24 protein-coding genes are annotated in these 24,877 nt (G+C 49.6%); 12 read left to right on the forward strand and 12 right to left on the reverse strand.

Features of this window, described 5'->3' with window-relative positions; genetic code table 11:
* Positions 1 to 120 precede the first annotated feature (120 nt).
* A complete protein-coding gene (locus tag NT073_RS26270; RefSeq protein ID WP_297379611.1) occupies positions 121 to 894 on the reverse strand; it encodes a M48 family metallopeptidase in 774 nt (257 codons plus the stop codon).
* Positions 895 to 1,156: 262 nt separating this feature from the next.
* Between NT073_RS26270 and NT073_RS26275 the strand changes: the two genes are divergently transcribed.
* The gene (locus NT073_RS26275) at positions 1,157 to 1,558 is read left to right on the forward strand and encodes a Dabb family protein (RefSeq protein WP_297379613.1); all 402 of its coding nucleotides are present in this window, start codon (positions 1,157 to 1,159) and stop codon (positions 1,556 to 1,558) included.
* A 55-nt stretch (positions 1,559 to 1,613) separates the two neighbouring features.
* On the opposite strand, the gene NT073_RS26280 is transcribed toward NT073_RS26275, so the two are convergent.
* Positions 1,614 to 3,080 carry an MFS transporter gene (locus NT073_RS26280; RefSeq protein WP_297379616.1) on the reverse strand — a complete coding sequence of 489 codons (1,467 nt, stop codon included), beginning with the start codon at positions 3,078 to 3,080 and terminating at the stop codon, positions 1,614 to 1,616.
* Between the two features lie 163 nt (positions 3,081 to 3,243).
* Here NT073_RS26280 and NT073_RS26285 point away from each other — a divergent pair, with 163 nt between their 5' ends.
* The 3 genes from NT073_RS26285 to NT073_RS26295 all read left to right on the forward strand — a co-directional run bounded on the left by NT073_RS26285 (position 3,244) and on the right by NT073_RS26295 (position 6,305).
* Positions 3,244 to 4,383: an acetamidase/formamidase family protein gene (locus NT073_RS26285; protein WP_297379618.1), complete on the forward strand. Its 1,140-nt coding sequence runs from the start codon at positions 3,244 to 3,246 to the stop codon at positions 4,381 to 4,383.
* A 120-nt stretch (positions 4,384 to 4,503) separates the two neighbouring features.
* Positions 4,504 to 5,433, forward strand: coding sequence for an AraC family transcriptional regulator (locus NT073_RS26290; RefSeq protein ID WP_297379622.1), 930 nt, complete (start codon positions 4,504 to 4,506; stop codon positions 5,431 to 5,433).
* 101 nt (positions 5,434 to 5,534) lie between these two features.
* Positions 5,535 to 6,305, forward strand: coding sequence for an SDR family oxidoreductase (locus NT073_RS26295; RefSeq protein WP_297379625.1), 771 nt, complete (start codon positions 5,535 to 5,537; stop codon positions 6,303 to 6,305).
* An 89-nt stretch (positions 6,306 to 6,394) separates the two neighbouring features.
* Here the strand turns inward: NT073_RS26295 and NT073_RS26300 are convergent, their stop codons facing one another.
* The gene (locus NT073_RS26300) at positions 6,395 to 6,829 is read right to left on the reverse strand and encodes a hypothetical protein (RefSeq protein WP_297379628.1); all 435 of its coding nucleotides are present in this window, start codon (positions 6,827 to 6,829) and stop codon (positions 6,395 to 6,397) included.
* Positions 6,830 to 6,984: 155 nt separating this feature from the next.
* The gene (locus tag NT073_RS26305) at positions 6,985 to 8,649 is read right to left on the reverse strand and encodes a glycosyltransferase family 39 protein (RefSeq protein WP_297379632.1); all 1,665 of its coding nucleotides are present in this window, start codon (positions 8,647 to 8,649) and stop codon (positions 6,985 to 6,987) included.
* 315 nt (positions 8,650 to 8,964) lie between these two features.
* Here NT073_RS26305 and pgi point away from each other — a divergent pair, with 315 nt between their 5' ends.
* The 5 genes from pgi to NT073_RS26330 all read left to right on the forward strand — a co-directional run bounded on the left by pgi (position 8,965) and on the right by NT073_RS26330 (position 14,073).
* A complete protein-coding gene (gene pgi / locus NT073_RS26310) occupies positions 8,965 to 10,623 on the forward strand; it encodes a glucose-6-phosphate isomerase (protein WP_297379635.1) in 1,659 nt (552 codons plus the stop codon).
* Positions 10,624 to 10,782: 159 nt separating this feature from the next.
* A complete protein-coding gene (locus tag NT073_RS26315) occupies positions 10,783 to 11,703 on the forward strand; it encodes an outer membrane beta-barrel protein (RefSeq protein WP_297379637.1) in 921 nt (306 codons plus the stop codon).
* A gap of 230 nt (positions 11,704 to 11,933) precedes the next feature.
* On the forward strand, positions 11,934 to 12,824 hold the full coding sequence (locus NT073_RS26320; RefSeq protein ID WP_297379639.1) for a hypothetical protein: 891 nt from the start codon (positions 11,934 to 11,936) through the stop codon (positions 12,822 to 12,824).
* Positions 12,825 to 12,939: 115 nt separating this feature from the next.
* Complete coding sequence (locus tag NT073_RS26325; protein ID WP_297379642.1) at positions 12,940 to 13,506, forward strand: bifunctional precorrin-2 dehydrogenase/sirohydrochlorin ferrochelatase; 567 nt, start codon at positions 12,940 to 12,942, stop codon at positions 13,504 to 13,506.
* 18 nt (positions 13,507 to 13,524) lie between these two features.
* A complete protein-coding gene (locus tag NT073_RS26330; RefSeq protein ID WP_297379644.1) occupies positions 13,525 to 14,073 on the forward strand; it encodes an NADPH-dependent FMN reductase in 549 nt (182 codons plus the stop codon).
* 9 nt (positions 14,074 to 14,082) lie between these two features.
* On the opposite strand, the gene NT073_RS26335 is transcribed toward NT073_RS26330, so the two are convergent.
* The 5 genes from NT073_RS26335 to dtd all read right to left on the reverse strand — a co-directional run bounded on the left by NT073_RS26335 (position 14,083) and on the right by dtd (position 18,762).
* Positions 14,083 to 14,418 (reverse strand): MGMT family protein, encoded by a 336-nt coding sequence (locus NT073_RS26335; protein ID WP_297379646.1) that lies wholly within the window; start codon positions 14,416 to 14,418, stop codon positions 14,083 to 14,085.
* A 34-nt stretch (positions 14,419 to 14,452) separates the two neighbouring features.
* The gene (locus tag NT073_RS26340; protein ID WP_297379648.1) at positions 14,453 to 15,040 is read right to left on the reverse strand and encodes a DUF3109 family protein; all 588 of its coding nucleotides are present in this window, start codon (positions 15,038 to 15,040) and stop codon (positions 14,453 to 14,455) included.
* Between the two features lie 108 nt (positions 15,041 to 15,148).
* Complete coding sequence (locus tag NT073_RS26345) at positions 15,149 to 17,560, reverse strand: LysM peptidoglycan-binding domain-containing protein (protein ID WP_297379651.1); 2,412 nt, start codon at positions 17,558 to 17,560, stop codon at positions 15,149 to 15,151.
* A gap of 14 nt (positions 17,561 to 17,574) precedes the next feature.
* Positions 17,575 to 18,219, reverse strand: coding sequence for a class I SAM-dependent methyltransferase (locus NT073_RS26350; RefSeq protein WP_297379654.1), 645 nt, complete (start codon positions 18,217 to 18,219; stop codon positions 17,575 to 17,577).
* Positions 18,220 to 18,309: 90 nt separating this feature from the next.
* Positions 18,310 to 18,762, reverse strand: coding sequence for a D-aminoacyl-tRNA deacylase (dtd, locus tag NT073_RS26355; RefSeq protein ID WP_297379657.1), 453 nt, complete (start codon positions 18,760 to 18,762; stop codon positions 18,310 to 18,312).
* Positions 18,763 to 19,065: 303 nt separating this feature from the next.
* On the opposite strand from dtd, the gene NT073_RS26360 reads away from it, so the two are divergent.
* Both NT073_RS26360 and NT073_RS26365 read left to right on the forward strand, forming a co-directional pair.
* The gene (locus tag NT073_RS26360) at positions 19,066 to 19,278 is read left to right on the forward strand and encodes a hypothetical protein (RefSeq protein ID WP_297379659.1); all 213 of its coding nucleotides are present in this window, start codon (positions 19,066 to 19,068) and stop codon (positions 19,276 to 19,278) included.
* 69 nt (positions 19,279 to 19,347) lie between these two features.
* Positions 19,348 to 19,644 (forward strand): hypothetical protein, encoded by a 297-nt coding sequence (locus tag NT073_RS26365; protein WP_297379661.1) that lies wholly within the window; start codon positions 19,348 to 19,350, stop codon positions 19,642 to 19,644.
* A 95-nt stretch (positions 19,645 to 19,739) separates the two neighbouring features.
* Here NT073_RS26365 and NT073_RS26370 read toward each other — a convergent pair whose 3' ends face one another.
* A complete protein-coding gene (locus NT073_RS26370; protein WP_297379664.1) occupies positions 19,740 to 21,656 on the reverse strand; it encodes a S9 family peptidase in 1,917 nt (638 codons plus the stop codon).
* Between the two features lie 296 nt (positions 21,657 to 21,952).
* Here NT073_RS26370 and NT073_RS26375 point away from each other — a divergent pair, with 296 nt between their 5' ends.
* Positions 21,953 to 22,738 carry a DUF2490 domain-containing protein gene (locus NT073_RS26375; protein ID WP_297379667.1) on the forward strand — a complete coding sequence of 262 codons (786 nt, stop codon included), beginning with the start codon at positions 21,953 to 21,955 and terminating at the stop codon, positions 22,736 to 22,738.
* Positions 22,739 to 22,831: 93 nt separating this feature from the next.
* Here NT073_RS26375 and NT073_RS26380 read toward each other — a convergent pair whose 3' ends face one another.
* Positions 22,832 to 24,106, reverse strand: a complete 1,275-nt coding sequence (locus tag NT073_RS26380) for a HAMP domain-containing sensor histidine kinase (protein WP_297379670.1) — start codon at positions 24,104 to 24,106, stop codon at positions 22,832 to 22,834.
* A complete protein-coding gene (locus NT073_RS26385) occupies positions 24,103 to 24,780 on the reverse strand; it encodes a response regulator transcription factor (protein ID WP_297379672.1) in 678 nt (225 codons plus the stop codon). The genes NT073_RS26380 and NT073_RS26385 overlap by 4 nt, the downstream gene beginning before the upstream one ends.
* Between the last annotated feature and the right edge of the window lie 97 nt (positions 24,781 to 24,877).

Below are 24,877 nucleotides of genomic sequence, written 5' to 3' on the forward strand. Positions count from 1 at the left end.
TACCAGTATTTTATACATGATCTATGCAGCAGAGAGGTTTATCAGATCAATTGCATTCTGGTTAAGAATTAGAGTTAGAATGAACCACCAAAACTTCGAGAGGCTATGCGGGCCACTACTCTACCGAGCCAACCCATCCCGCTTGGCGCGATCCCGTACGCGCTGGGCGCGGCTTGCGCTGTCGGGGTGAGTCGAGACGATGGCGGCTACTTTGCCACCCTGTCCGCCCCCGCTTTGTTTGGCCAGTTTCTCAAACGACGTAGCCAGCGCCATGACGTTATAGCCATTTTTCTTCAGAAAATCATAGCTGTAATCGTCTGCTTCGGTTTCCTGATTGCGGCTAAACTTCGCACCCAGCAGATAATCGGCGGCAGCGCCCAGTTGCGAACGGGACAGTTTTCCAATTGCTCCCGACGTTGATCCAAACAGATTTCTGATGGCCGACCGGTTCAGCGAGCTTTTCATGGCATCGCGCGAATCGTGGTTGATTACGTGGCCAATTTCGTGCCCCATGATAGCCAGCAATTCGTCGTCGGTCATAATGTCCATCAATCCTTTAAAGACCCGTACGCTGCCATCGGCGGTGGCAAATGCGTTGACATCAGGTACTTTATACACTTTATAGTTAAGTGGCAATCCACCGATGGTCTGATGGCGGCTAACAATTTTATTAAGCCGAAGGGTATACGAATCATTGGCTGCAGCGACCGGATTCTTCGCATCCATCTCTTTGATAGACTCTCGCGACAATTCGACCACCTGGGCATCCGACAAAGTAGCGGATGTAGCGGCCTGCATGAGTGCCTGCATCACGCTGGGACTCGAATCTGACTGCGCCCGGCTCACTCCCGAAGCCACGGCCAGCATAAAAAACAGACTTGTTATGTATTTCATACGTTGAATGGTTTAGGCATTCGCAGCAAGTTCATCTGCTATCGAATGCCTTATATTGACTTTTTTTTGATTAAAAAGTTTAATCAGACAACTAAACGGGACGAAGGTCAGCCTACTTCTGGACGCTTATGCACAGAACGTATCGACTTAACGAGTACCATATAAGCAGATTATCTACGGAATTTGCCAGACGAAAATTCCTTTGGCATTTTTGTCTGTGGAAGGGCATCCTTCCTCAAACTACCAACCGTCAAACGACTCCATGAAAGAGCAATCCCGCAGAAACTTTGTTAAAAATACCGTTGCCGCCGGACTAACCGCGAGCTTACCAGCCGTAGAAATCGCCCCTAAAGAAATGTTTGTTCACCACGTTTTCTTTTACCTAAAGAATGCCGGTAACGAAGCCGATAAAGCAAAACTGCTGGAAGGTCTGAATAAACTGGCGAAATGTCCGACCATCAAAATGGTACACATTGGTACGCCCGCCGGTACAACCCGCGATGTTATCGAACGAAAGTACACCTATTCATGGCTGTGTTTTTTCGATAGTGCCGCCGACGAAGAAGCCTATCAGAAACATCCCATCCACGACGACTTCCGAAACAATTATGCCCATCTATGGGAGAAAGTGGTCATTTATGATTCGGTAGGGCCGAAGAGGTAGTATTAGGAGTGAGGAGTTGCTGACGGGAAAGCCATACTCATGCTTCAGCAACTCCTCACTCCTCACTCCTCGCTCCTAGCATTACCTCCTCACTTCTCACTCCTAATACTAATTTCCCCCTCGAGAAGGAAATGATCGCGCCCGTCAACACCAGTCCGGCCATAACCAGGTAAGCGTAGTGCATCCCCAGCAGTTGAGCATCTGTGGCTTCGGGCGTTACGCCGTTCGCCAGCGCAAAGCGGTTCCGGGTGCTGTACCAGACGGCAGCAGCCAGCGCAATACCTACTACAAACCCCAGGTTGCGCATAAAGGCAATCATACTGCTGGCAATGCCCCGCTGATCCAGTGGAGCCGCGTTCAGCGCACTACTACTGTTTGGCGACTGAAACAGGCCGAAACCCAAACTCACCAGCGAACTCCGCCAGACGACATCTTTCCAGTCCCAACTGGTGTCCAGAAACGAAAAAGCAAAATAACCGGTGGCCGTTATCAGCAGTCCGAAGCTCGACAGCCAGCGCGTACTAACCCGGCTGGACAGATAACCGCCCAGCGGAGCCACCACACTTAAGGTCAGAGGACCGGCTAGCAGCACAAGCCCAGCCTGCTCTGGATTCAATTTGAGAAGTTGCTGCAGAAAGAACGGAATCACGAACAGGTTGCCGCCAGAAGCCAGAAACCCGCAGAAAGCGGCCAAAATAGCCATGGTAAATGGCCGGATTCGGAACAAACTAAGCCGCAACATAGGCTCTTTGACGCGCATCTCCCAAAAGAGGAATGAAACGAGTAAAACCGAACCAACAGAAAGTAGACCAATGACCAGTGGGTTGTCCCAGCCATAGCGAGGCTCCGGCCCGAATTCAATGGCCGTTAGCAAGGTAGTTACACCAACCAGAAATAACCCCGCTCCTACCAGATCGAAACGCTGACCCGTCACTTTAGGGCTTTCGGGCAAGATGGTCCAGGCTCGCCAGATGGCCAGCAAGCCAATCGGTACGTTCACGAAAAAGATACTCGACCAGCCGAATTTTCCCAGTAAAAGCCCACCAATAACGGGGCCGGCGCTGGAACCGGCCGCCACCACGGAACCCATCAATCCCATAGCCTGCCCCCGCTCTTTAGACGAGAACGCATCGCTGATAATGGCCGGGCCAATGGCATAAATCATAGCGGCACCCAGTCCCTGTACAACGCGAAATCCCACCAGCGACCACAAATTCCAGGCTAGCCCGCAAAGTAAAGACCCCAGCACAAATACAAAAAACCCAGTAATGTACATCTGTCGGCGGCCAATCCAGTCCGATAGCTTACCCATGATGAGTAAGGTGCTGGTTGTGGTAAGCAGGTAACAAAGGACAATCCATTCGACACTATCCCCGGCGTCCAATTCCCGGCGAATGGTCGGCAGGGCGATGTTGACAATACTGCTATCGAGGGTGGACATGAACGTGCCGAACATGACCGTCCCCAAAATGATCCATTTATTGGGCGACGACGTACTGGCCGAAATAGGTGATGCTGACACTGAGAAATCAGGTTAATTCTGAAACCTAACTGGCTACATAAGCCGGTTGTTCAGCAGAGTGAAACGATACTTAGGCCAAAAATAGCCATTCGCTTATCAAATGGCTGTCGATTTATTATCTTACTACGTTCATTCTCCAAGCTAACTCTCATTCGACAACCTGATGAAAACATCTCGACGAAGTTTTTTACGAAAGACCAGCCGCAACAGCTTAGCCCTCCTCTCCACCGGCGGACTTACCGCTACATCACTTGAACAGGTATCACCATTTACCGACCAATCAGTCAAAACGGCAACCGCAATAAAACCAGATCATGTGGTTCGTTCGTTACCCGAAAATATGGTTTGGGGTTATTTCGGTGCCGATGTACCAACAGTTTATAAGGTAAAGGACGGCGATGTTGTCGAAATTCAGACCGTCAACCCGTCGGGGGTTAGTCGGACCAATCCCGAAGAATTTTATACCAAAAATAACCTGCCCCTCGACCAGCATGCTCAGGAAGTGATTGCCATTATGAAAAACGTAAAGCCCGAGCCATCGGGCATTCGCGGGCATATGCTGACGGGACCCGTTTACATTGACGGGGCACAACCCGGCGACACGCTCGAAATTCGTATTCTTGATTTGACGTTTCCGGCTGGCTTTGGCGTTAACAGCGTCTGGCCGGGCGGGGGTGGCATTCCCGACGAAGTCAAAACCCGCGAAACGTTTGTGTATCGGTATGATGCAAAGCGAAAGATGGCTACCCTTAAAGAAGGTGTCGAAATTCCATTAAAGCCGTTTATGGGAGTTATGGCCCTGTCGCCCCCGGCCGACATGGGGCGGCAGAGTTCGATTCCACCTAATTTTTTTGGTGGCAATCTGGATATTAAACACTTAACCAAAGGCACAACCTTGTTTCTGCCCGTATCCGTACCCGGAGGTTTGTTCACCACCGGCGATGGTCACGGTGCGCAGGGCAACGGCGAGGTAAGTGGTGTTGCCATCGAGACGGCCATCAACCTGACTGTCAAATTTATCGTTCACAAGGGTAAAGCATCGAAGCAGCCCCGTGCCGAAACACCCACGCACTTCATAGCAGTTGGCTTGGACAAAGACCTGAACAAAGCGATGAAAAACGCCCTCTCCGAAGCCTGTGCCTTCATTCGGGATGAGCTTGGCTTTACCTTCAATGAAGCCCTGTCCATTGCCAGCACTGCCGTCGACTTTGAAGTCAGTCAGGTGGTCGACCAGACGCTGGGCGTTCATGCCATGATTCCCAAATCCATTTTCACGAAGAAGAAATTTTCGTTCTGGGCGTAAGTACTAAGCAACGAGACAGAAACAACACAGCAATACACGGTAAAGTCTGTGTTCTTTCTGTCTCATTGTTCATGCGTAACAACCAGGTACGTATATTTGAATTCTGCAACCGCTCTTCGCATGAACACGACCACCATCGACCAGTTTTATCAGCAGCTTATCAGTAATGCTGGCACCGACGTGCGTGAACTTCTGCCCGATGGAATCAACCGGGAGATTGGGCACTTTAATGTGTTCAGCATGGTGGAGCTGACCAAACGACTTCAGAAAAACCCAGCCATGCCCTATAACCGGAGGGCTTATTATAAGATCAGTCTGATCAGCGGCCGGAACCGTGCCGAATACGCCGATAAGGTGATCGACATCGAAAAAAATGCCCTTCTCTTTGCCACGCCGAAAGTCCCCTACCATTATCTGCCGCAGGACGCGGACCAGACCGGGCACTTCTGCGTCTTTACCGACGAGTTTTTGATACAGAGTAAAAGTGGCGTAGTGCTCGATGATCTGCCCATTTTCAGGCCCGGTGGATACCCTGTATTTCAGCTTACCGACGAGGATGCAAACAATATAGGGTATATTTTCCGAAAGATGGAAAAGGAACTGGCATCCAATTATGCCTATAAATATGACCTGCTGCGTAATTATGTGCTGGAGTTGATCCATTATGGGCAAAAGCTCCAGCCCGCCATGTCGCTCTATCCAACGCATACCGCTTCGGCCCGTGTTTCTTCCCTCTTTATTGAGTTGCTGGAACGGCAGTTTCCTATTGAATCGCCACAGCAAAAGCTGGGCCTGCGAACAGCCAAGGATTATGCCGACCGGCTGTCTGTCCACGTCAATCACCTCAACAAGGTACTGAAAGAAAATACCGGCAAAACCACCACCGATATCATCAGCAGCCGGATTGTTCAGGAAGCCAAGATCCTGCTGAAACAGACCGACTGGAATGTATCGGAGATTGCCTATAGCCTGGGGTTTGAAGAGGTTGCACACTTTTCGAACTTCTTCAGGAAACAAACCTCCCTGTCGCCGGTAGCCTTTCGGGCGTAACAGGTCTGATTTGAATTTTGCAACGATCGGATTGATGTTTGCAAACAGCTCATCCCTTTCTCGCTCGACCTTTGTTCCATCAAAATGATTACAGACAACTGATGGAAAACACAGCACACACAAAAATTGCCCTGGTTACCGGTGGAAGCCGGGGGCTGGGAAAAAATATGGCCCTGAGCCTGGCAACGAAAGGAATCGATGTTGTTCTCACCTACCACAGTCGGCAGGAGGAAGCACAGGCCGTAGTCGCTGAGATTGAACAGATGGGGCAAAAAGCCGCTGCCCTCCAACTGAATGCGGGCGATGTAAAAAGCTTCGACACGTTTTTCAGCCAATTGACCAGCGTACTCTCAACTACGTTTGGCACCAGCCATTTCGATTTCCTGATCAACAACGCCGGTATTGCCGGACGTACGCCCATTGCCGAAACAACGGAGGATGTTTTTGACGAACTCATGAACATTCACCTGAAAGGCGTTTTCTTCCTGACGCAGCAATCGCTGCCGTTGCTCAACGATGGGGGCCGCATCATCAACATCTCAACGGGTCTGACTCGCTTTACCACGCCCGGCACGGCTGTTTATGCGACCATGAAAGGAGGCATCGAAACGCTGACCATGTACCTGGCGAAGGAACTAGGCGGCCGGGGTATTGCCGTCAACACCGTAGCGCCGGGCGCCATCGAAACGGATTTTGGCGGAGGCACGGTTCGGGACAATCCTGGCGTAAACAAGCATATTGCTGGGGTCACCGCCCTGGGTCGCGTTGGTCTCCCCGATGATATCGGCGGTGTGGTGGCCTTTCTGTGCACCGACGAAGCCCGCTGGATAAATGCACAGCGCATTGAAGTATCGGGCGGTATGAACTTATAAGAAAACGGATTTGCCCCAACTCCATCTCGATAGAACAGACAAGAAGTTGGGGCAAATCTATAAGGCAGTCGACCGGAACAGCTCGGGACCTACTTCGCTGTTACCTGCACCACGTATGTACGGACTGGCTGCCCGTTTCCGGATGCGGTCATGGGTCTGGTCGAGAACGTAACGTTGGCCGCTCCTACGGTAACACCTTTTATCTGAAAAACTGTTGGACCAGTGTTGATGTGATTGACCGTATCAACGGCGGGAGCCAGTTGCCGCCGGGAAACCTCTACCACTTCCTGATTATCGGAGGTTCCGATCAACTCCGACCCGGCCTCACCCCGGTTAGGTAGCGAAACTTCCTTGATCTCCCCCACCGACACCTTCAGTCGTTTTTTTGCACCCACATCCGACTGGCCGGAATGGCTACAGGAGAAAGCGGTAAACAGAAGAGCCAGAAGAGCTAGCTGTTTTACAGCCGTTTTGCCCTTAATTGGCCACTGAAATGGCGTCTGAGTCGTATGCGTGGTTGTCATAGCCACTATAACTCGCAAGCCTTACCAGCGGTTTTAAATTAAACCATATAGCAGGCACAATTTCAGTTCTTCAATTGGTTCCAGGCAGTCATCCCGGCTATCTCAAATCATCTGCAACCAATACGACTGAATAGGCTCTTCGATTTTCACCTTTCTTACCTGGCTTTGCGCTGATAAAAGACAAAGCCATTTTCCTCTCCCGTTTTCTTTACATCGGGGAGCGAGTCGAGCAGGGTTGGCTCTTCGCTGGCTTTGCGGATAAACAGCACATCTTTATCGACTCGGCCGCGCAGCAGCCACTCGTCGTTATAATAGTTTTTATTGGTAACGGGCGGTTTCTGGGTGTAAAAGTAGGGACCGTAACTATGGTAGCCGTACGTTCTCACATATACGTCCTGCCCTTTGGCCCGCTCAAAAAAGCGCATGGCTGCATCCTGCGAAATACCTTCGATCCGGCCAATAAAAAACCAAAGTGTGAGGGTGATAAAGATGGCCATTCCACCAAAGAGTGTTACGGCAGCCCGTCCGGTTTCGCGCTGGTTAAACAAGATGAATGTCAAAACCAGAATTATCAACAGCCATATCCCCGGTAGTACCTCCCAGCCGGTCCAGTTAACGTTTGCGTTCAGGTTACCTTGTGTGAAGGCGTCCTTATCGGCATAGGATTTCACGATATCCATATGATGGGCCAGTATGGGAAGCCCTATAATAGCCACCACATAAATGCCGCCTATGATGATCAGGCCAGCCCGCATCCAGTTGTTAAACTGAATTTTTCGCTCTTCCAGTTGCGACAGCGTCAGGGCCGCGAAGTAAGTCAGCGGGAAGTAGCACAGCGACGAGTAATGTACAATTTTGGACTGCACAATACTGAACAGCACCAGCACCACCCAGAACAGAATCAGCATCCATTTGCGAAATTCACGCTGGTAATTTCGTTCGATGAACAACGAGCCAAAAGCTCGAACGCCAAATATAGAGGCCGGAAAGCAGCCAACCAGTAAGATAATGATGTGGTAGGCCGGAAAGCCTACATGACCAGCATCGGGCGTACTGAACAACCGAAAGTTATAGGCCAGGAACTTTTGCACCAGCGCCGGTCCGTGCAGGTAAATATCGAGTCCGTACCACATCAGCGACACAAACGAAGCCGCTATCGAAAACGCCACAAATTGAAGTGGTGAGATAAACCATCGAAAGCGGCTCAGCATCCAGTACACCAGCAGCACCAGGCAAACAATCAGGTAAGCAACAGGCCCTTTAGTTAGTATGCCCAGCCCCAGCACAAAGCCGCCCAGCAAAAGATAGACCCACTCCGGTTTGGGTACAGTCATGGCCCCACCCAGCCGTTCGCGCTTCCAGGAAGCAAAAATCAGGTTGACCAGCCCGACGAAGATGAACAAATTAAAAAACGGGTCGATGATGCCGGACCTGAAATATAGATGGGGCGTTACTGATCCCAGGTAAGCAAGCGCCCACAGCCAGCCGAAGCGATGACCGTGTAATTTCTGGCCAAGATTATAGAGATAAACCAGCGTGATAATCCCGCAGATAGCGTTCGGCAGCCGGGCCGCAAACTCGCCGACACCGAACAGGTTCATCATGGCCGACTGAAGCCAGAAAAACAAAGGTGGCTTTTCGTAGAACGGCTTAAAATCTATGTGAACATGCAGGTAATCGCCGAGCGCGATCATTTCGCGGGCGCATTCAGCAAAGTTTATTTCGTCCCAGTCGAATAGGCGGACGCCCCCCAGAAACGGGATAAACAGCAAGGCCCCTACAACGACCAGTACCAACGAATAAAAGAGTTTTTGATTCATCAAGCCACGTAATAATATGCGTAAAGTAATCTTTCCCGTAGGAAAAGAAGCGTAAAAATAGAGGAAAAAAGATTGCCGGGATTGCCGATATTCGCGCCGATAAGTTAAACAGGCAACAGTAATTAGTTTACAGTATTCGGTTTTCGGTTTTAAGTGGACTAACTCCTGATTTTTGTCTGGTTTGCAGGTTCCTTAACCCATTGGCACGTGCGTTTGTCATGTCAATCTTTAGGCCTGCGTCCTCACCGCCCTTAGAACCGAGAACCAAAACCAGTAAACTAAACGCTGAACCCTATTACCGCAAACCTGAAACGTATGCTCGCCAATCATCGATTTACCGACTTACCAGCCTATACACAACTCCAGGCGCATTATGAGGATTTGAAAGACCGTCATCTCCGCGACCTGTTCGCCGAAGATCCAAACCGGTTCGAAACCTTTACCCGTCGGTTCGAAGATATTCTGCTCGACTTTTCGAAAAACCGGATCACCGCCGACACACTTGGCTTGCTGGTGCAGCTGGCCGAACAGGCGGGCCTAACCGATGCTATTGGCAAGATGGTTTCGGGCGATAAGATTAACCGGACAGAAGATCGTGCTGTGCTGCACATAGCGCTGAGAAACCGGGCGAACACCCCCATTCTGGTGGATGGCAACGATGTTATGCCCGATGTGAATGAAGTGCTTGCACACATGAAATCTTTTTCGGAACGTATCCGGTCGGGCGAGTGGAAAGGCTATACCGGCGAAGCTATTACGGACGTCGTAAACATCGGCATTGGCGGTTCGGACCTCGGCCCTGTCATGGTAACCGAAGCCCTGAAGCCCTATGCCAACGACAAAAAGTTGCGCGTTCACTTCGTTTCGAACGTAGATGGCGTTCATATCTACGAAACCCTGCAAACGGTCCGGCCCGAAACTACGCTGTTCCTGATTGCCTCCAAAACCTTCACCACGCAGGAAACCATGACCAACGCCCAAACGGCCCGGCAGTGGTTTCTGGATACGGCTAAAGACGAAGCGGCCATTGCCAAACATTTTGCGGCCCTCTCGACCAACAAAAAGGATGTGGAGAAATTTGGCATCGACCCCGACAATATGTTTGGGTTCTGGGATTGGGTTGGCGGTCGCTATTCCCTGTGGTCAGCCATTGGCTTATCTATTGCCCTGTACATTGGTTTCGACAAATTTGAGGAATTGCTGGAGGGCGCCCATGCCATGGATAAACACCTTCAGGATACTCCCCTTAATCAGAACCTGCCCGTCATCCTGGCGCTAGTGGGTATCTGGTACAATAACTTTTTCGGAGCGCAGACCGAAGCTATTCTTCCCTACGACCAGTACATGCATCGGTTTGCGGCTTATTTCCAGCAGGGCGATATGGAAAGTAATGGTAAATCGGTGGATCGAGACGGCAAGCCGGTCGATTATCAAACCGGGCCGATCATCTGGGGCGAGCCCGGCACCAACGGACAGCATGCTTTTTACCAGCTTATTCACCAGGGAACGAAGCTGATTCCATGCGATTTTCTGGCTCCAGCCGTCAGCCAGCGTCCCATTGGAGAACATCACAAAATTTTAATGGCTAATTATTTTGCCCAGACCGAAGCGCTGATGAATGGCAAAACGGAGGCCGAAGCAGCCGACGAATTGCGCAAAGCGGGAAAGAGCGAAGACGAGATTCAGTTTCTTGCGCCCTTCAAAATGTTTTCGGGAAACCGGCCTACAAACTCGATTCTATTTAAACAGCTAACCCCCCGAACGCTGGGCAGCCTGATTGCTATGTACGAACACAAAATCTTCGTCCAGGGCGTTATATGGGACATTTTCAGCTTCGATCAGTGGGGTGTTGAACTGGGCAAACAACTGGCAAGCCGCATCCTGCCCGAACTTCAGGACGACGCGCCGATCACGACGCACGACAGCTCGACGAACGGGCTCATGAATGCATTTAAGGCAATGCGTACAGTCTGAGCTTAGCAACTTCCTGACACTGATTGCTATTCTGACTGAGATATTAAATTTTTTGAAAAATTGGAATAGTTCTAAACATTGTCTGATAACCGCCTGTTAAAGGGGTGTAATCTCGATTACGCCCTTTTTTTGTCTAACTCAACGTATAAAACAAACGTCATGAAACGTCAATTCTCCATTCTGGCAGTCTGCCTATGTGGTATCGGCATCGCGAATGCCCAAACTACAACCAACACGTACTCCACAACCAGTACTGCAACGAATCCAACGTACACCTCGCCGGTGACAACGGACAGCACGAATTCGATGAGCAATAGCTCAAATTCGATGAACAACAGTTCGAACTCGATGAGCAACAGCAACTCGACCACGAACAACGGCTCAATGAGCAACAGCGCTACAACGCCAAACAGCACCTATTCGACCAACAGTGCCCCTTCAACTGACGGCACTACCACAACTACGACGACTTACAGCACAACGGATAGCCCGGATCGTGTGAAAGCAACGAAAGATTACAAAAACTTTGTTTTCGGTATTTACGCTGGTCTTAACTCAACGAAGTTAAAAGGTGAGTCGACTGGCGGTGATATTTCGGGTCGTATCGGTTATCAGGCCGGTTTCTTTGTACGGGGTGGTGGCCGTTTATTCGGTCAGTTGGGTGCTGAGTATTTTGCGTCCAGCTCGAACTATTTCACCCGTGGTGATGGTGCAACGCCTTCGCAGATTCAGGATCAGATCAACATCCAGTACGTACAGATCCCGGTTTACATCGGTTATAGACTGCTTGAATCGGATCGTGGTATTTCGGCAATCCGTTTGCAGGTGGGTCTTGAGTATGCCAACCGGATTAACTCAAGCAGCGGTAATTTCAACCTGACGAACTCAGAGATCAAAAGCGGTACATTCAACGGTCTTGGCCAACTTGGCTTCGATATCGGTCCCCTGCTTATCGACCTGACCTACCACTATGGTTTGAGTGATTCGATCAAGAATCCAACGAACAACTCAACCATATCGACAGGTTTTGCTGGTTCAGCACGTCGTATCCTGAGCGCTAGCGTAGGCTTCAAGTTCTAAGCATTCCAGAGTTTGATAACGTAAAAGCCGCCTTCCGACGAGGGCGGCTTTTTTGTCGATCAGCGTCCGAAAACACCTCTCAATAAGTTTCTTTCGGCTTTTACAACAATCAGAAATAACGACCTGACTATCAGAAATCTAGCAAGACCAGGGCAACTAATCATCCCTCACTCTTACAAACATTACCGACGGTGGACGGTTGTATTCTTAAATACTCAACTTGATAAGTTATGAAAACGTTAACGAAATCGATCCTGCTTGCGGCAGGTATGTGCAGCACCAGTCTGGTGTTTGGTCAGCAGAACTCGTACAATGACCGGTACAATCAATATGATCGGTACGACCGGCCATCTCGTCGGGATGAGCGCCGGGACGACCGCCGTCTGGATGACCGCCTGGATGAACGGCGTGAATATAACCGGCGTGAGCAGGAAGAGCCACGATACAACAACCGTTATGAAGACCGGCGGGGTGATAGCCGGATGTATGACGAGCGCGACTTAAGCAAAGCTTACGACGAAGGATTTGATGACGGTATGCGCAACCAGGTTGTCAGTGAGCGCCAAGAACATCGTGAGAACTACAAACACTTTACGTTTGGCGTCTATGGCGGGGCCAATTCAACCCGTTTTGAAGGAGAAACTGTAAATGGCGAAGGGTTGACGGGCCGCCTGGGATACCAGTTAGGCTTCCTTGTACGGGGCGGTGGCCGGGTTTACGGACAGGTTGGCGCGGAATATCTGGCATCCAGCTCGCAGTTTTTTAAGGCTGGTGATGGTCAGGTAACCGGTGTTAGTGATATTACGGGAAACATTGACCAGCGCTACCTGCACATTCCGGCTTATATCGGGGTGAAGTTGGCGCAGTCGGAACGGGGCGTGTCGGGCATTCGGCTGGCCCTTGGTGCGGAATACGCTACCCCGCTAAGTACCGATAAAAACGATTTCAATCTGGGCAATGCCGATTTCCAGGCGGCAACCATTAACGGACTGGCCAACCTTGGTTTCGACGCGGGTCCGATCATGCTCGATTTCGTTTACCACTATGGTTTTGCCGACGTGCTGACCAGCGGTAACAGCAAGCGCCGGATTCTGGGCGTGAACCTCGGGTTCAAGTTTTAACTTGATAAGTCAGTAAGTTGCCGAGTGGTAAGTGAACAAGTAGTAAGTTTGTCAATAGATAAATTACTACCTGTTCACTTACCACTTGTTATTTGTTCACTTACCACTCCTGTCTATGAATACCCTCTTCCCCATTTTCGTTAAAGCCGAGAACCTGCATCTGCTTATTGTGGGCGGAGGATACGTTGGCCTGGAAAAACTCACGGCCCTGCTTGGCAATTCGCCCGAGGCCCGCGTTACGCTGGTAGCTCCCGAAATTCGGGAGGAGATTCGGGAAATGGCCGCCCGGTATCCCAAACTGGAACTTGTTCAGGAGCCATATCACGATCTGTATTTATCCAACAAAGACCTCGTCATTGTCGGAACGAACGACAAAACCATTAACCGGCAGGTGCAGGCCGATTGTAAAGTCCGCCAGATTCTGGTCAACGTCGCCGATACGCCTGACCTGTGCGACTTTTACCTGAGTTCGGTTGTCAAGAAAGGTGACTTAAAAATCGCTATTTCAACCAACGGCAAATCGCCCACCTTCGCTAAACGATTCCGGGAAGTGCTGGAAGAAATCCTGCCCGACAGTTTGCAGGAAACACTCGATAACCTGACCGCTATCCGAAATCAACTTAAAGGAGATTTCGTGCAGAAAATGGAAAAACTCAACGAAATCACGAAGGTATTGCGGTAACTATAGATGAAAGCGGTTATGAACTTTCTGGCAATCTCGGGCAGTCTACGCACTGGTTCAACCAATACGGCTTTGTTACGTACCATGGTTACACTAGCTCCAAAAGACGTAACCGTCACGCTATATGAGACCCTTGACGATCTCCCACACTTCAGCCCAGAACAAGACAAAGAGGCTGTTCCGGAGGCCGTTATAAAGCTTAGAGCCCTCCTCAATACGGCCGATGCGGCCATTATCTGCACGCCCGAGTACATTCATGGAATGCCCGGTGTATTGAAAAACATGCTCGACTGGATGGCCTCATCGGGTGATTTTGTACATAAACCCGTCGGCGTTATCAGCGCAGGGCCGTCGGACCTGGGTGGTTCGCGAGCCCATGCCTCACTGGCTTATACCCTCGGTATATTGATGGCCAGGCTACCCGAAAATGCATCACTCATTGTTCCCTTTATTAAGAGCAGGCTGGCTCCCAACGGAGACCTGATTGATCCACTATTGAAACAGGAATTACAGACTGTACTTACGGCGTTGGTTGAGGCTGTTGAACATAAAAATCAGACTTTATAAATAAGCGGGTTATAGAGCCAGTTCCACAGCGGGGTCCCAAAGGAGCTTCTTGAAATCGACAACCCTATCATTTTCGACCTTTACACCCTCGTCTTCCAGCAATTGCTGCATGATGGTTGGCCCGCCAAAAAAGTGCTTGCCCGACAGTACGCCAATTCGGTTAACAACCCGGTGTGCCGGAACATCGGGGCGGTTGTGGCATCCATTCATAGCCCACCCTACCATACGGGCACCTGCCCGTAGACTCAGGTAATGCGCAATGGTCCCGTAGGTTGTTACGCGACCTTTCGGAATTAACCGTACTACTTCATAAACCTCCTCAAAATAATCGCGCTGTTCAGGCATAGCTAACTCATACCGTACCGAAACCTAATACCTCTTATTCGATACCGGGTTGATTAGTGTTCTTCTCTTCAATTGCCTTTGACAGTTGGCCATACCATTCTTCTCCATAAGCCCGGATGAGTGCTTCGCGGACAAACTTGTAAATAGGCACATTCAGTTGTTCGCCAAACCCACAGGCGGGACTACAGATGGGCCAACGGTCGTAATTAAGCGCGTGAAATGACTCGTATTTAGTAACCCGGATGGGGTACAGATGGCAAGAAATGGGCTTTTTCCAGTCTACCTTCCCATCGTTATAGGCTTCTTCAATACCACATTTCAGTATACCCTGGCTGTTCCAGGTAGCATACACGCACTCGCGGCCTCCAACCGTGCTAGTCACGAAACCGCCATCGTGGTCAGATTCGTAGCCACCCTTCTGCTCAATAACCCGAATACCCTCGGGCGATAAATAAGGTTTTATGTCCTCGTAAATACGGTCTAAAATGACCGGTTCGTCACCTTCCAGGGGCGCACCCATGTCGCCTTCAACGCAGCAAGCGCCTTTGCATTTATCTAAGTTACAGACAAAGAACTTTTCGGCGACATCGTCGCTAATGCAGGTATTGTCAATGAGTATCATATACGTAAAGATACAGGGTGATTGGCAAATTTTGATGATCTATCGCGGTTAAAACAAAAAGCTGCTCCAACCTGAAGCAGCTTTTTGTTTTGAGGCAATAACGCGTTATCAGGGCTTCATGATCTTGATCTTCTGCCCCACTTTTACGCCTACATCCGTTAGTTTATTCCACAATTGTAGTTGCTCAACGGTTACCCCGTAAATCTGCGAAATGCGGAACATAGTTTCTCCCTTCGCGACGGTATGGTACGTGACACCCGAGACCGACTCAGTTGCCGACGACGATTTGTCCGTTGCCGATGGCTGCACTAACCGACCGCCGGGAGTACTTTTTAGCGCTAACTTCTGGCCAACTTCCAGTTTATTATCTACCGTCAGGTTGTTGAGCGCAAGTAACTCATCAACCGTCAGTCCATACAGTTTCGAAATACTGTAATAGGTCTGCCCTGCTTCTACAATATGAGTACTGGCCGACCGATTTACAGACCCTGCACCTGCTGAACGTGTCGACGATGCAACCTCCTTTGGCTCAGTATCGACTTTGTCTGCTACCGTTGGGCGTGTCTCCGTTTTCGTAACAACCGGGGGTGCCGGACGAGGTGGCGCCTTCGTTGGTGATACGGCTCCAGGCACCGTCAACGAACCATCGGCCTGCTGTTCACGAGGGCCTTCGTATTTACCAGTTTCCGGACGTCCCATATCGACATCAGCCACCGGTACAGGTTTTGAACTGGGCTTGGCCGCATAGGTCTGCGTTGGCTTCGGCGTTGTTACAACAGGAGTACCGGCGGTTTTTTCCCGCTCGGGTGTGGTCGCTACTGGTATAGCCTTAGTAGGCTCCGGCCCTTCCGGCGTTCTAACAATAACGACCCGTTGTGAGCCATCACTGTTGTCGACGCGTGCTGGTGGCGGGGTAGTAACCACAGGGCGACCGGAAGACACTGGCTGGTTAGAGCTAGTGGCTGGCTGAATAGACGGCCGTTGGGGCTCCGATTGTTGTGGAACCGCCGGTTCGGATGTGCCGTCATTTGGTGTCACTCCACCACCCACCAATTTAGGCTGGTATAATTTGCGCTCCGATGCGTTGCGGGGTACTCCGTCGCTACCCGTAACAGGCCGGGCGGCACCACCCGATGACGCTGAGGCCACATCCTGCCGTGCGGGAGGGGTTGGTGTGCGGTCATAAACGGGTGGGGTGGGCGAATTGATTATCTCGACAGGCTTATTGGCTGGTCGACGTTCACGGAGCCACATAACGCGACCTACCGCTAATTTTTGCACACGATCGAGCCGGTTATAACGCATCAGTTTTTTCAGACGAATCCCATAACGTTGGGAAATACTGCGCGTCGTTTCGTCTTCGCGAACAGTATGAAAGGGAACGAGTGCTTTTTTACGCTTTTTAGCCAGATAATATACATCGTTGGCGATAATCTGGTCCAGATCGCCCATGTCGTTATACCGCAGAAAACTCGACAGACTAATTTTAGCTTTTCGGGCAAGTGTTCCGGCATTGTCGCCAGCCTGGGCCAGGATACCCGGCAAGCCGTTTATTTCGTAGAGGATCGGATCGTTTTTGCTACTAAGGCCCGTTGTCACTCGACGTAAAACCGGAAAGCCAACATCGTTCTGAACAAATGCCGGTGTCTTTTTAGGCCCCACAGTGACAATCTTCTGGCGGATGTCATTGATCTGATCGCTGGCGACCGGTATGGCCACGACATATTCTTTGTCGGTTGGTACAGCCTCACCTAATACCCAGCGGTTGTATTTACGCAGTTCAAATTCATCGATACCTAATTCTTCGGCAATGGCCTTCATCGACTTACCCCCCCCGTTTGGGTACTCAATAAGCGCGAACCGGTTGCTGGTCTGGTGCGACCTCAACGCATTCTCAATGGCTACTTTATGGGCAAAGAAGCGCAGAATGTACCGATCAGTGCGTCCATCCAGAGCTACCTCACGGGCGTAGGACCAGTCGGGCGGAATAAGTTTTGAAATGCCACCAGCACCCAGATAGTACGAGTACAGTGATGCCACCCAGTTGTTGAACTGGGTGTTACTTCTTTTGAGATATTTGGCAGCACCGTGGGTAGAGCTTGTAATGCTCTTACGTTCATCTATCTCTTCATCTACCCGCATACCATTATCGATGGCTGTTTCGCGTTTAAACTGCCAGTATCCTACAGCGGTGGACGACGAAACGGCATCGGGCGTTAGTGAACTTTCCTGAACGGCAAGGTATTTAAAGTCCGTAGGAACATCTTCGTCAATCAGAATCGACTCAATCATCGGAAAGTACAGAACCACCCGATCAAGTTTAGCGGTCCAGTATTGCTTATTGGCAAACAGAGCGTTCACATCCTGTTGCACGATACGGCGGGCATCGGGGTCCAGGCGTACCGAAATATCGGCAAACGTCACCTGCTCCGGCACAACTGGAATCGATAAAGACTGCGCTGATGCGATCAGACTTACCAGAGCGAAGAAAAAAGTTAAGGAAGGGGTCAGTCTATTCATTGTTATCCGTAAAATCAATTTCGTTTTCTAAGCATCATAATCCCGTCTCGTACGGGTAACAGCACATTTTCCACACGCGAATCATTATGAACCTTTTCATTAAAAGCCAGCACGGCAAGCGTATCTAAATCAGATGGTTTTACCGGCTCAACAACCTTGCCACTCCATAAAACGTTGTCGGCCAAAATAAAACCACCCGGCCGCACTTTATCAATTATTTGATCAAAATAGGTCGACAAATTACGTTTGTCGGCATCAATGAACACCAGGTCAAACGTTTCAGTAAGGGTTGGCAGTATATCCACGGCCTTTCCGAGCCGAAAGTCAATTTTATGGCTCAGCGGTGATTGCCGCCAGTACGACCGGGCAAAATCCTCCAGTTCTTCATTCTGGTCAATCGTAATCAACTGGCCATCCTCTGCTAATCCCTCGGCCAGACAGAGGGCTGAATAGCCGGTATAGGTACCAATTTCAAGAATATGCCGAGGCCGAATCATCCACGAAATCATCGATAGAAAACGTCCCTGAATATGCCCCGACAGCATCCGGGGGGCCATAATATGGGCACGGGTATTCCGATTGAGCCGTTGAAGCAACTCGCTTTCGGGCGAGGTATGAGCGTCGGAGTAGGTGGTTATAGCAGGTGGTAAAAAATCCATTCGGCAATTCACCAGTTCGCCGGAGCGATAGGTAGAGGCTGGTTTTGGTAAAAGTAATGGATAGTGGTAACAAATTTGTAACGCTTCAGGCTAAATCCGATTTTTTGAATCAATCAATATAGTCACGGGGCCATCGTTAAGCAGCGAGACTTTCATATCGGCTCCAAACTCTCCCGTTTGGATTGGCTTGCCTAACAAAGCTGATAATTGATCTATCATGGTTTCATATAGAGGAATGGCCACTTCGGGCCGGGCGGCTTCGATAAAGCTGGGACGATTCCCTTTTTTGGTGCTGGCATGCAGCGTAAATTGACTGATTAACAAAATATCTCCTCCTACAGCGGCCAGGTCCAGATTCATTTTTCCCTGATCGTCGCTAAATATTCTCATACCAATAATTTTTCGACTTAACCAGTCAATATCTTCCTGACTATCAGTGTGCCCTATGCCAAGCAGTATAAGGAACCCGGTTTTTATGTGACCTTTCTCATAATTATTGATCAAAACGGAAGCCTCGGACACTCGTTGAATTACCGCAATCATAAAGCTATTGGTTAATTAGCGTGGTAAAAGTACAACCAGATTCCTCAGATGTGATTGCATTTAACCGGCGTTGGCTATAGACATATGTGCCGATTGACAGTAAACTGTATACTAGTAGACGAAATTCATGCATACATTTCTTTTATTTAAGCAAATCGCTATAGGTGGGATACATATGGCAGCGTATTTGCTCACAGAATAAAAAACTGAAAAATAATTAATCTCAATTAAACCCTTTTCCCGTATACGGGTCATATGCAGTACTCCACGTTACTGGCAATACCCTTTTTAATTTTGGGACTTATGCGTAAGACATTACTTTTCTTGCTTATTCTCACCGGTGCATCCGGTATTCTGTTTAGTTACTTTACACTCCTGACCGACTGGGTCAATACGTATTTTATTGACATGAACAGCCACAATTACCTCAAGGCCGTTCTGGAATCGGCGGTGTTGCTCATGTATATTTATTCGGGCATTAAATTTTTCAATCGTCACGTCGGCTCAATGCGCTAACGTATGGATTGTCCAATAACTTTGTTCCCCCAATTCAGTTGACAAATAAAGACGTAATTGACTCAACGTATGTGGTGGAAAAAGACCAAAGTATTTAGTAAACAACGGTTGAAAGAAGCGAATCTGGATCCGGTTCCCTTTGTAAAAGAGCGGGTGCGAAGTGAATTTGCGCGAACTGTACTGGAGCCACTGCCCATTACACAAACCGATTTAGGCGACGAAGTTGAATTTAAGGCAGATGCGCTTGTGTTAAGCCTTCCACAATGGCAAACCATTAAGGCAGACCTGCTAACGCTGTCCGAAGCAGTTTCTCCCGACCAGCGCGAAACTATTGCGAACGTTATTGCAACGATAGAAGCAGAATAGGTTCCTCGTTAAAGAGCGCTTTCAACATTAAAAAGCCACACGCAGATTGTCCTGCATGTGGCTTTTTAATTCATAATCTGTTCCTATACGCACAATTACCTTACAAGGTCCGGTCCTCGAAGGTATTTATCCAGAAACTCCCGCACCGCTTTGTACGCGGTGATCTCATTCTCTTTCTTCACAAATCCGTGCCCCTCGTCCGGAAAGGTAACGTATTCAACAGGGACACCGTTTTTCTTGACATTCGCTACAATCTCATCCGATTCAATTTTCAGCACACGCGGGTCATTCGCTCCCTGGATAACCAGAAGCGGCTTTTTGATTCGTTGGGTATGAAACAAGGGCGATTTATTGTACAGCGCCACGGAGTCCGTTTTTGGGTGGCCAATCTCTTTAAACATGGCATCGCGTTGTGGCCCCCACCATTCGGGCATGCTGTTCAACGTTCGAAGCCAATTGGCGACCCCGAAAATATCCACGCCAACAGCAAACTCATCGGGAGTAAAGGTGAGTCCGGCCAGTGTCATGTACCCACCGTAAGAACCGCCCATGATACCGATTCTGGCCGGGTCGACATAGCCGGTTGCGGTCAGAAACTTCTTCGACTCCACACAGTCTTTCAGGTCGGCGTCACCGTGTTTGCGATCGTCGGCCGCGTAGAACGTTTTGCCGTAGCCCGAGCTTCCCCGGTTGTTGACCGCCAGCACTACATAACCGCTGTTTACCAGATACTGCACCAGGGGCGAGTAGGTCAGGCGGGTTTGGCCGCCCGGTCCTCCGTGAATGGAGAGAATAGCGGGCAGTTTAGCCCCCGAACCGGCGTCTTTGGGCTTGTACAACAGGGCGGGTATTTCCATCCCGTCAAATGATTTATACCGAATCACCTCACCGGCCACCAGATCGCTTGGGTCGATTTCCGTATTTAAGCCACGTACCAAAGGCGTCACTTTGCCCGATTTAAAGTCGTACGAGTAAAGCGTTGCGGGCGAGTTGGAACTGTTGACATAAAACGTCATTCGCCCTTCGCTGTCGGTAATGGTCACACCGGTAATATCGCCACCAGGTAGCGAGGGCAGCTTAACGGGTTGATTTGTGCGCGTATCAATGATTTTAAGTTCTGTACGGGCGTCGTTATTGACCGACAGAACGCGGTAACGCCCCCGATACGATAGGTAATCGCCCGAAATATCCCAGTTGGCTTTATCCATTATCGTACTTTGCCCACTAGCTAAATCGTAGGCTTTTACATAGGCGAACTCGTTGCCTTCGTCCGTACGGATGAGTAGCTTTTTGCTGTCCGGAGTAAATCCTTCCGGGCCGTTATTGACATCACCTTCGTGTTTGGTAAGCAGCCTGGTTTCTTTCGTTTTTGTATCATACAGGTACACATCGCCATCCGTTGTCGTGCTGGTTTTTGACAGCGCGATGTACCGTTTATCGGGGGATACATCACCGGGGAAGAAACCACCCGGATTTTCGAACAGGAGTTTGGGCTTCATGGTGGCGATATCCATCTCGTACACGTCGAAAGCCGCCCGGTTGCGCTGGTTCGACTGGTAGAAAAAACTTTTACGGTCGTAGCTCAGCCCGGCAAACTGAAACTTGGCTTTTTCGGCAAGAGTCAGATCGCTTACGGCACCATCTTTTTCGCGCAGGTAGATGTGGCTCAGCTCGTTACCTCCCTGATCGCTGCTATACAAAATCCGGCCGTCGGGCAGGTAGCCAAGTACATAAATGGCGTTCGTTGTCGATTTGGTCAGTTGCTTTGGCTGGCCACTGCCATCGAAAGGGATTTCATAAAGATTAAAGACACCATCCTGATTACTACTGAACAGCACCGTCTTTTCGTCGGGTGAAATGTCGGACCCGCCAAAACGAATGGTTTTCATGAACTGCTCGATGGTGTATTTTCGAACGGCAGCCGGCTTGGGAGCCGGACCTGCCCAGGCTGTGCCCACGGCTACTGATAGAGACAGACATAACCATATCTGTTGGCTAAATCGGTTTGGCATGTGTTGCTTAAGGTTTGGATGAGATGAGTTTACCGGACTACTACCAGCCAGTAACCGAAGTAAATTTGAGAAACAAACCCAACACTGCTTCACTAAGAAGAAATTATTCTGTCAGGATTTGAGTAAAAGGTAACTTCTCCCGTAATGAGCCGATATAAATCAGAGTGGGGTAAGTAGGTAGCTTATACAATATTATCTGGAGCGCCAATATTACTTTATTGTTAAGATCAACTACCTTAACATCACTTGTAAATAACGTTGAGTAATTTTACTAGACGTACCATTATTTGTCAATTGTGATTCGTCTTCGTTTTACTGTTTATTTACTCGCAGGCCTTCTTGCCCTTACGCTTACCAGTTCCCTTGCTCAAACGTCTCTGACGCCCTCTTCGCCCTGGGGAACCTGGCTTATTGGCACCATTCAGTTGCCTACCGGCCCGAAAAAATGGGGTGGCTTTGCCGAAGTTCAGGGCCGGGCCAACGGCGTATTTAGCCAATTTTTTTATAATGAATTGAAGGGCGGGGTAAGCTATGACCTCGACAAAAACTTCACGCTGACTTTAGCGGGCGGGCGCTATGCTACCTATGATTACAAGGCGCTGTCCGACGGTCCGCTCAACACAGAGAAGCGGCTCTGGGAGCAGCTCATCATTAATCAGTACCTGACCCGGCTGAAATTTGAACACCGGTACCGAGTGGAACAACGCTGGTTTACCTTTCGCGATGGAACAACCCCCTACCGAAGCCGACTTCGGTATCGACTCAACATGTTCATACCGCTAAACAACCACACCGTTAAGGAAAAAACGACCTTTCTCTCCATTTACGACGAGATTTTCCTGAACCCGATCGGGCCAACTTTTGAGCGGAATCGACTTTACGCGGGCGTTGGTTACCAGTTCGATACGCAGTGGATTCTACAACTCGGCTGGGTAAACCAAACCAATTATAACTCGGCCACCTTCGATCAGGGTGTTTTTACGCCCTTACTGGCAACCGGAAAAAATAATATAGTGATCGGGTTGACCTACCGCATTAAACGCAGCAATACGCCCGAACGCCTGCCAACCCAGCCGGACTAGTTCATAGAAATGGATAACAGATCAACTTCACTATTATTTATTCATTGACAAACGACCTAACAACCAATAAGTTAATAATCCAATAACCAACTATCAGCTCACCACCTTCGAGATGCGAAAGCAGTGAATGCCTGCCGTCTCCTGATAAGAGATGCTCAGGCCGTAGGTATCGCCAATTTGGCGGATTATGGAAAGTCCCAGCCCTACAGAATCCGGGCCGGGACTTTCCTTCTTAAATCGCTCAAACAGGCGTTCGGGCGAGGTTGTCAACGGTGCACCCGTGTTACTCAGACGAAGTTCTCCGGCGGTCGAAACCAACTCAATACGGCCATTTGTCTGGTTGTGCCTGATGGCATTGTTAACCAGATTCGTCACCAGACTATCTGCCAGCGAAGCAGGCAGAAGCACAGCAAAAGGCTCTTCAACCAGTACATCGACGGCCAGTTGTTTGAACGACAGCACTTCCTCCATATCAGTCAGCTTTTCAGTTAATAACGCCGATAAGTCGATTGGGAGGCTCTCGTTAAATTGCCGATTTTCGATTTTAGCCAGTAACAGTAACCCCTGATTCAAGCGCGCTATTCGGCGGGATGCCTGGTAGATCCGCTCAATCCAGCGGGTTTGCGTTTCGGTAAGTTGCTCACTCTGAATGAGTTGTTCCACTTTGGCATTGATGAGCGCCAGTGGCGTTTGCATTTCGTGGGAGGCATTTTCGGTAAACTCTTTAAGACTCCGGTAATCCTGCTGCATCTTGTCGGCCATCTTCTGCAGGACATCGTTTAGTTCCCGAAACTCGGTTATCTCGGGCTTGTCCAGTACCAGGGGTGCCCCGCTGCCCAAATCAAAGCCTTTGATGCGTGATAAGGTATCATAAAACGGATGCCAAAGCCGCCCGGAAAGCTTATTCTGGAACCAGAAAGTTCCTACTAGCAACAACCCCAGAAAGAGGAGCATCGTCACTGTAATTACCTCAATAAGCCGGTAGGTTTGAATGAGGGATTTGCGAATCTCAACCTGATGCAATACACCCTGAATAGGCTGATAGAACGTTAGTTGGCGAAATGGCGTCAGCTCATCGTTGTACCGATTCAGGATAAGCGTATCCGTAAAAATCTCCGAGGAAACCGGATCCGCCTTGCCTGGAATAGGCGTAACATTGATTTTATTTTCGACGAAATACGGGATGTTCGACCAGGTATTATGCGCTCGAACGTACGCTTCAAAATCCCGCCGTTCGACGCGCAGCCGATTCTCGACCTCATCGTAGATGACCAGCCGGATAATCTGGTAAAAAGTAATGGCGGTCAGCAGGTAGATGACCAGCGAAAATGCCAGATAGATTCGGTTGGTTTTGGTGAGGAGTTTCAAGGCTGACTGAATTTATAGCCGATACCATAAATGGATTGTACATAATCGGCAGCTCCTTTTTCCAGCAATTTGCGACGCAGGTTTTTAATATGCGAGTATACCATATCAAACGAATCGGCCGAGTCGATGTTATCGCCCCACAGGTGTTCGGCAATGGACGCTTTGGTGAGAGCCACATCCACATTCGATAGAAAATAGAGGAGTAAATCATACTCCTTCCGCGAGAGGGTGGTAAGTTGCCCATTCACGTACACATTGCGATTATGCGGCACGACGACGATCTCACGGAAGCGGATCTCGGTATGTCCGCCAAACTGCCGCCGACGCAGCAGCGATTTCACTCTGGCGTTCAGTTCCGAGAGGTGAAAAGGTTTGGTGAGGTAATCATCCGAGCCGATTTCCAGCCCTCTCAGCTTGTCTTCCAGGGCGTCGCGGGCGGATATGATAATTACGCCTGTAGTGGCAATCAATCGTTTGAGGGCTTCGATGATTTGAAAGCCGTTACCATCGGGCAGCGTCAGATCGACAATTACGCAGTCGTAGGTATAGAGGTGTATCTTTTCTTCTGCTTCGCGGAAAGTAGCCGCCGTTTCGCACACGTAGCCGTCTTTCACCATATACTCGGTGATGCTTTCGGCCAGCCCCTGTTCATCTTCTACAACCAGTACTTTCATAGCGTTGCCAATGGTAACCAACGGCTAAAGTAAGGGGCAATTTTGGAAAGATTTGGGATTTGGTGGAGTGCGTGAAAGTAAGTAAAAGTGGTGGAGT

The sequence above is a fragment of the Spirosoma sp. genome (assembly GCF_026391055.1).
Classification (GTDB): domain Bacteria; phylum Bacteroidota; class Bacteroidia; order Cytophagales; family Spirosomataceae; genus Spirosoma.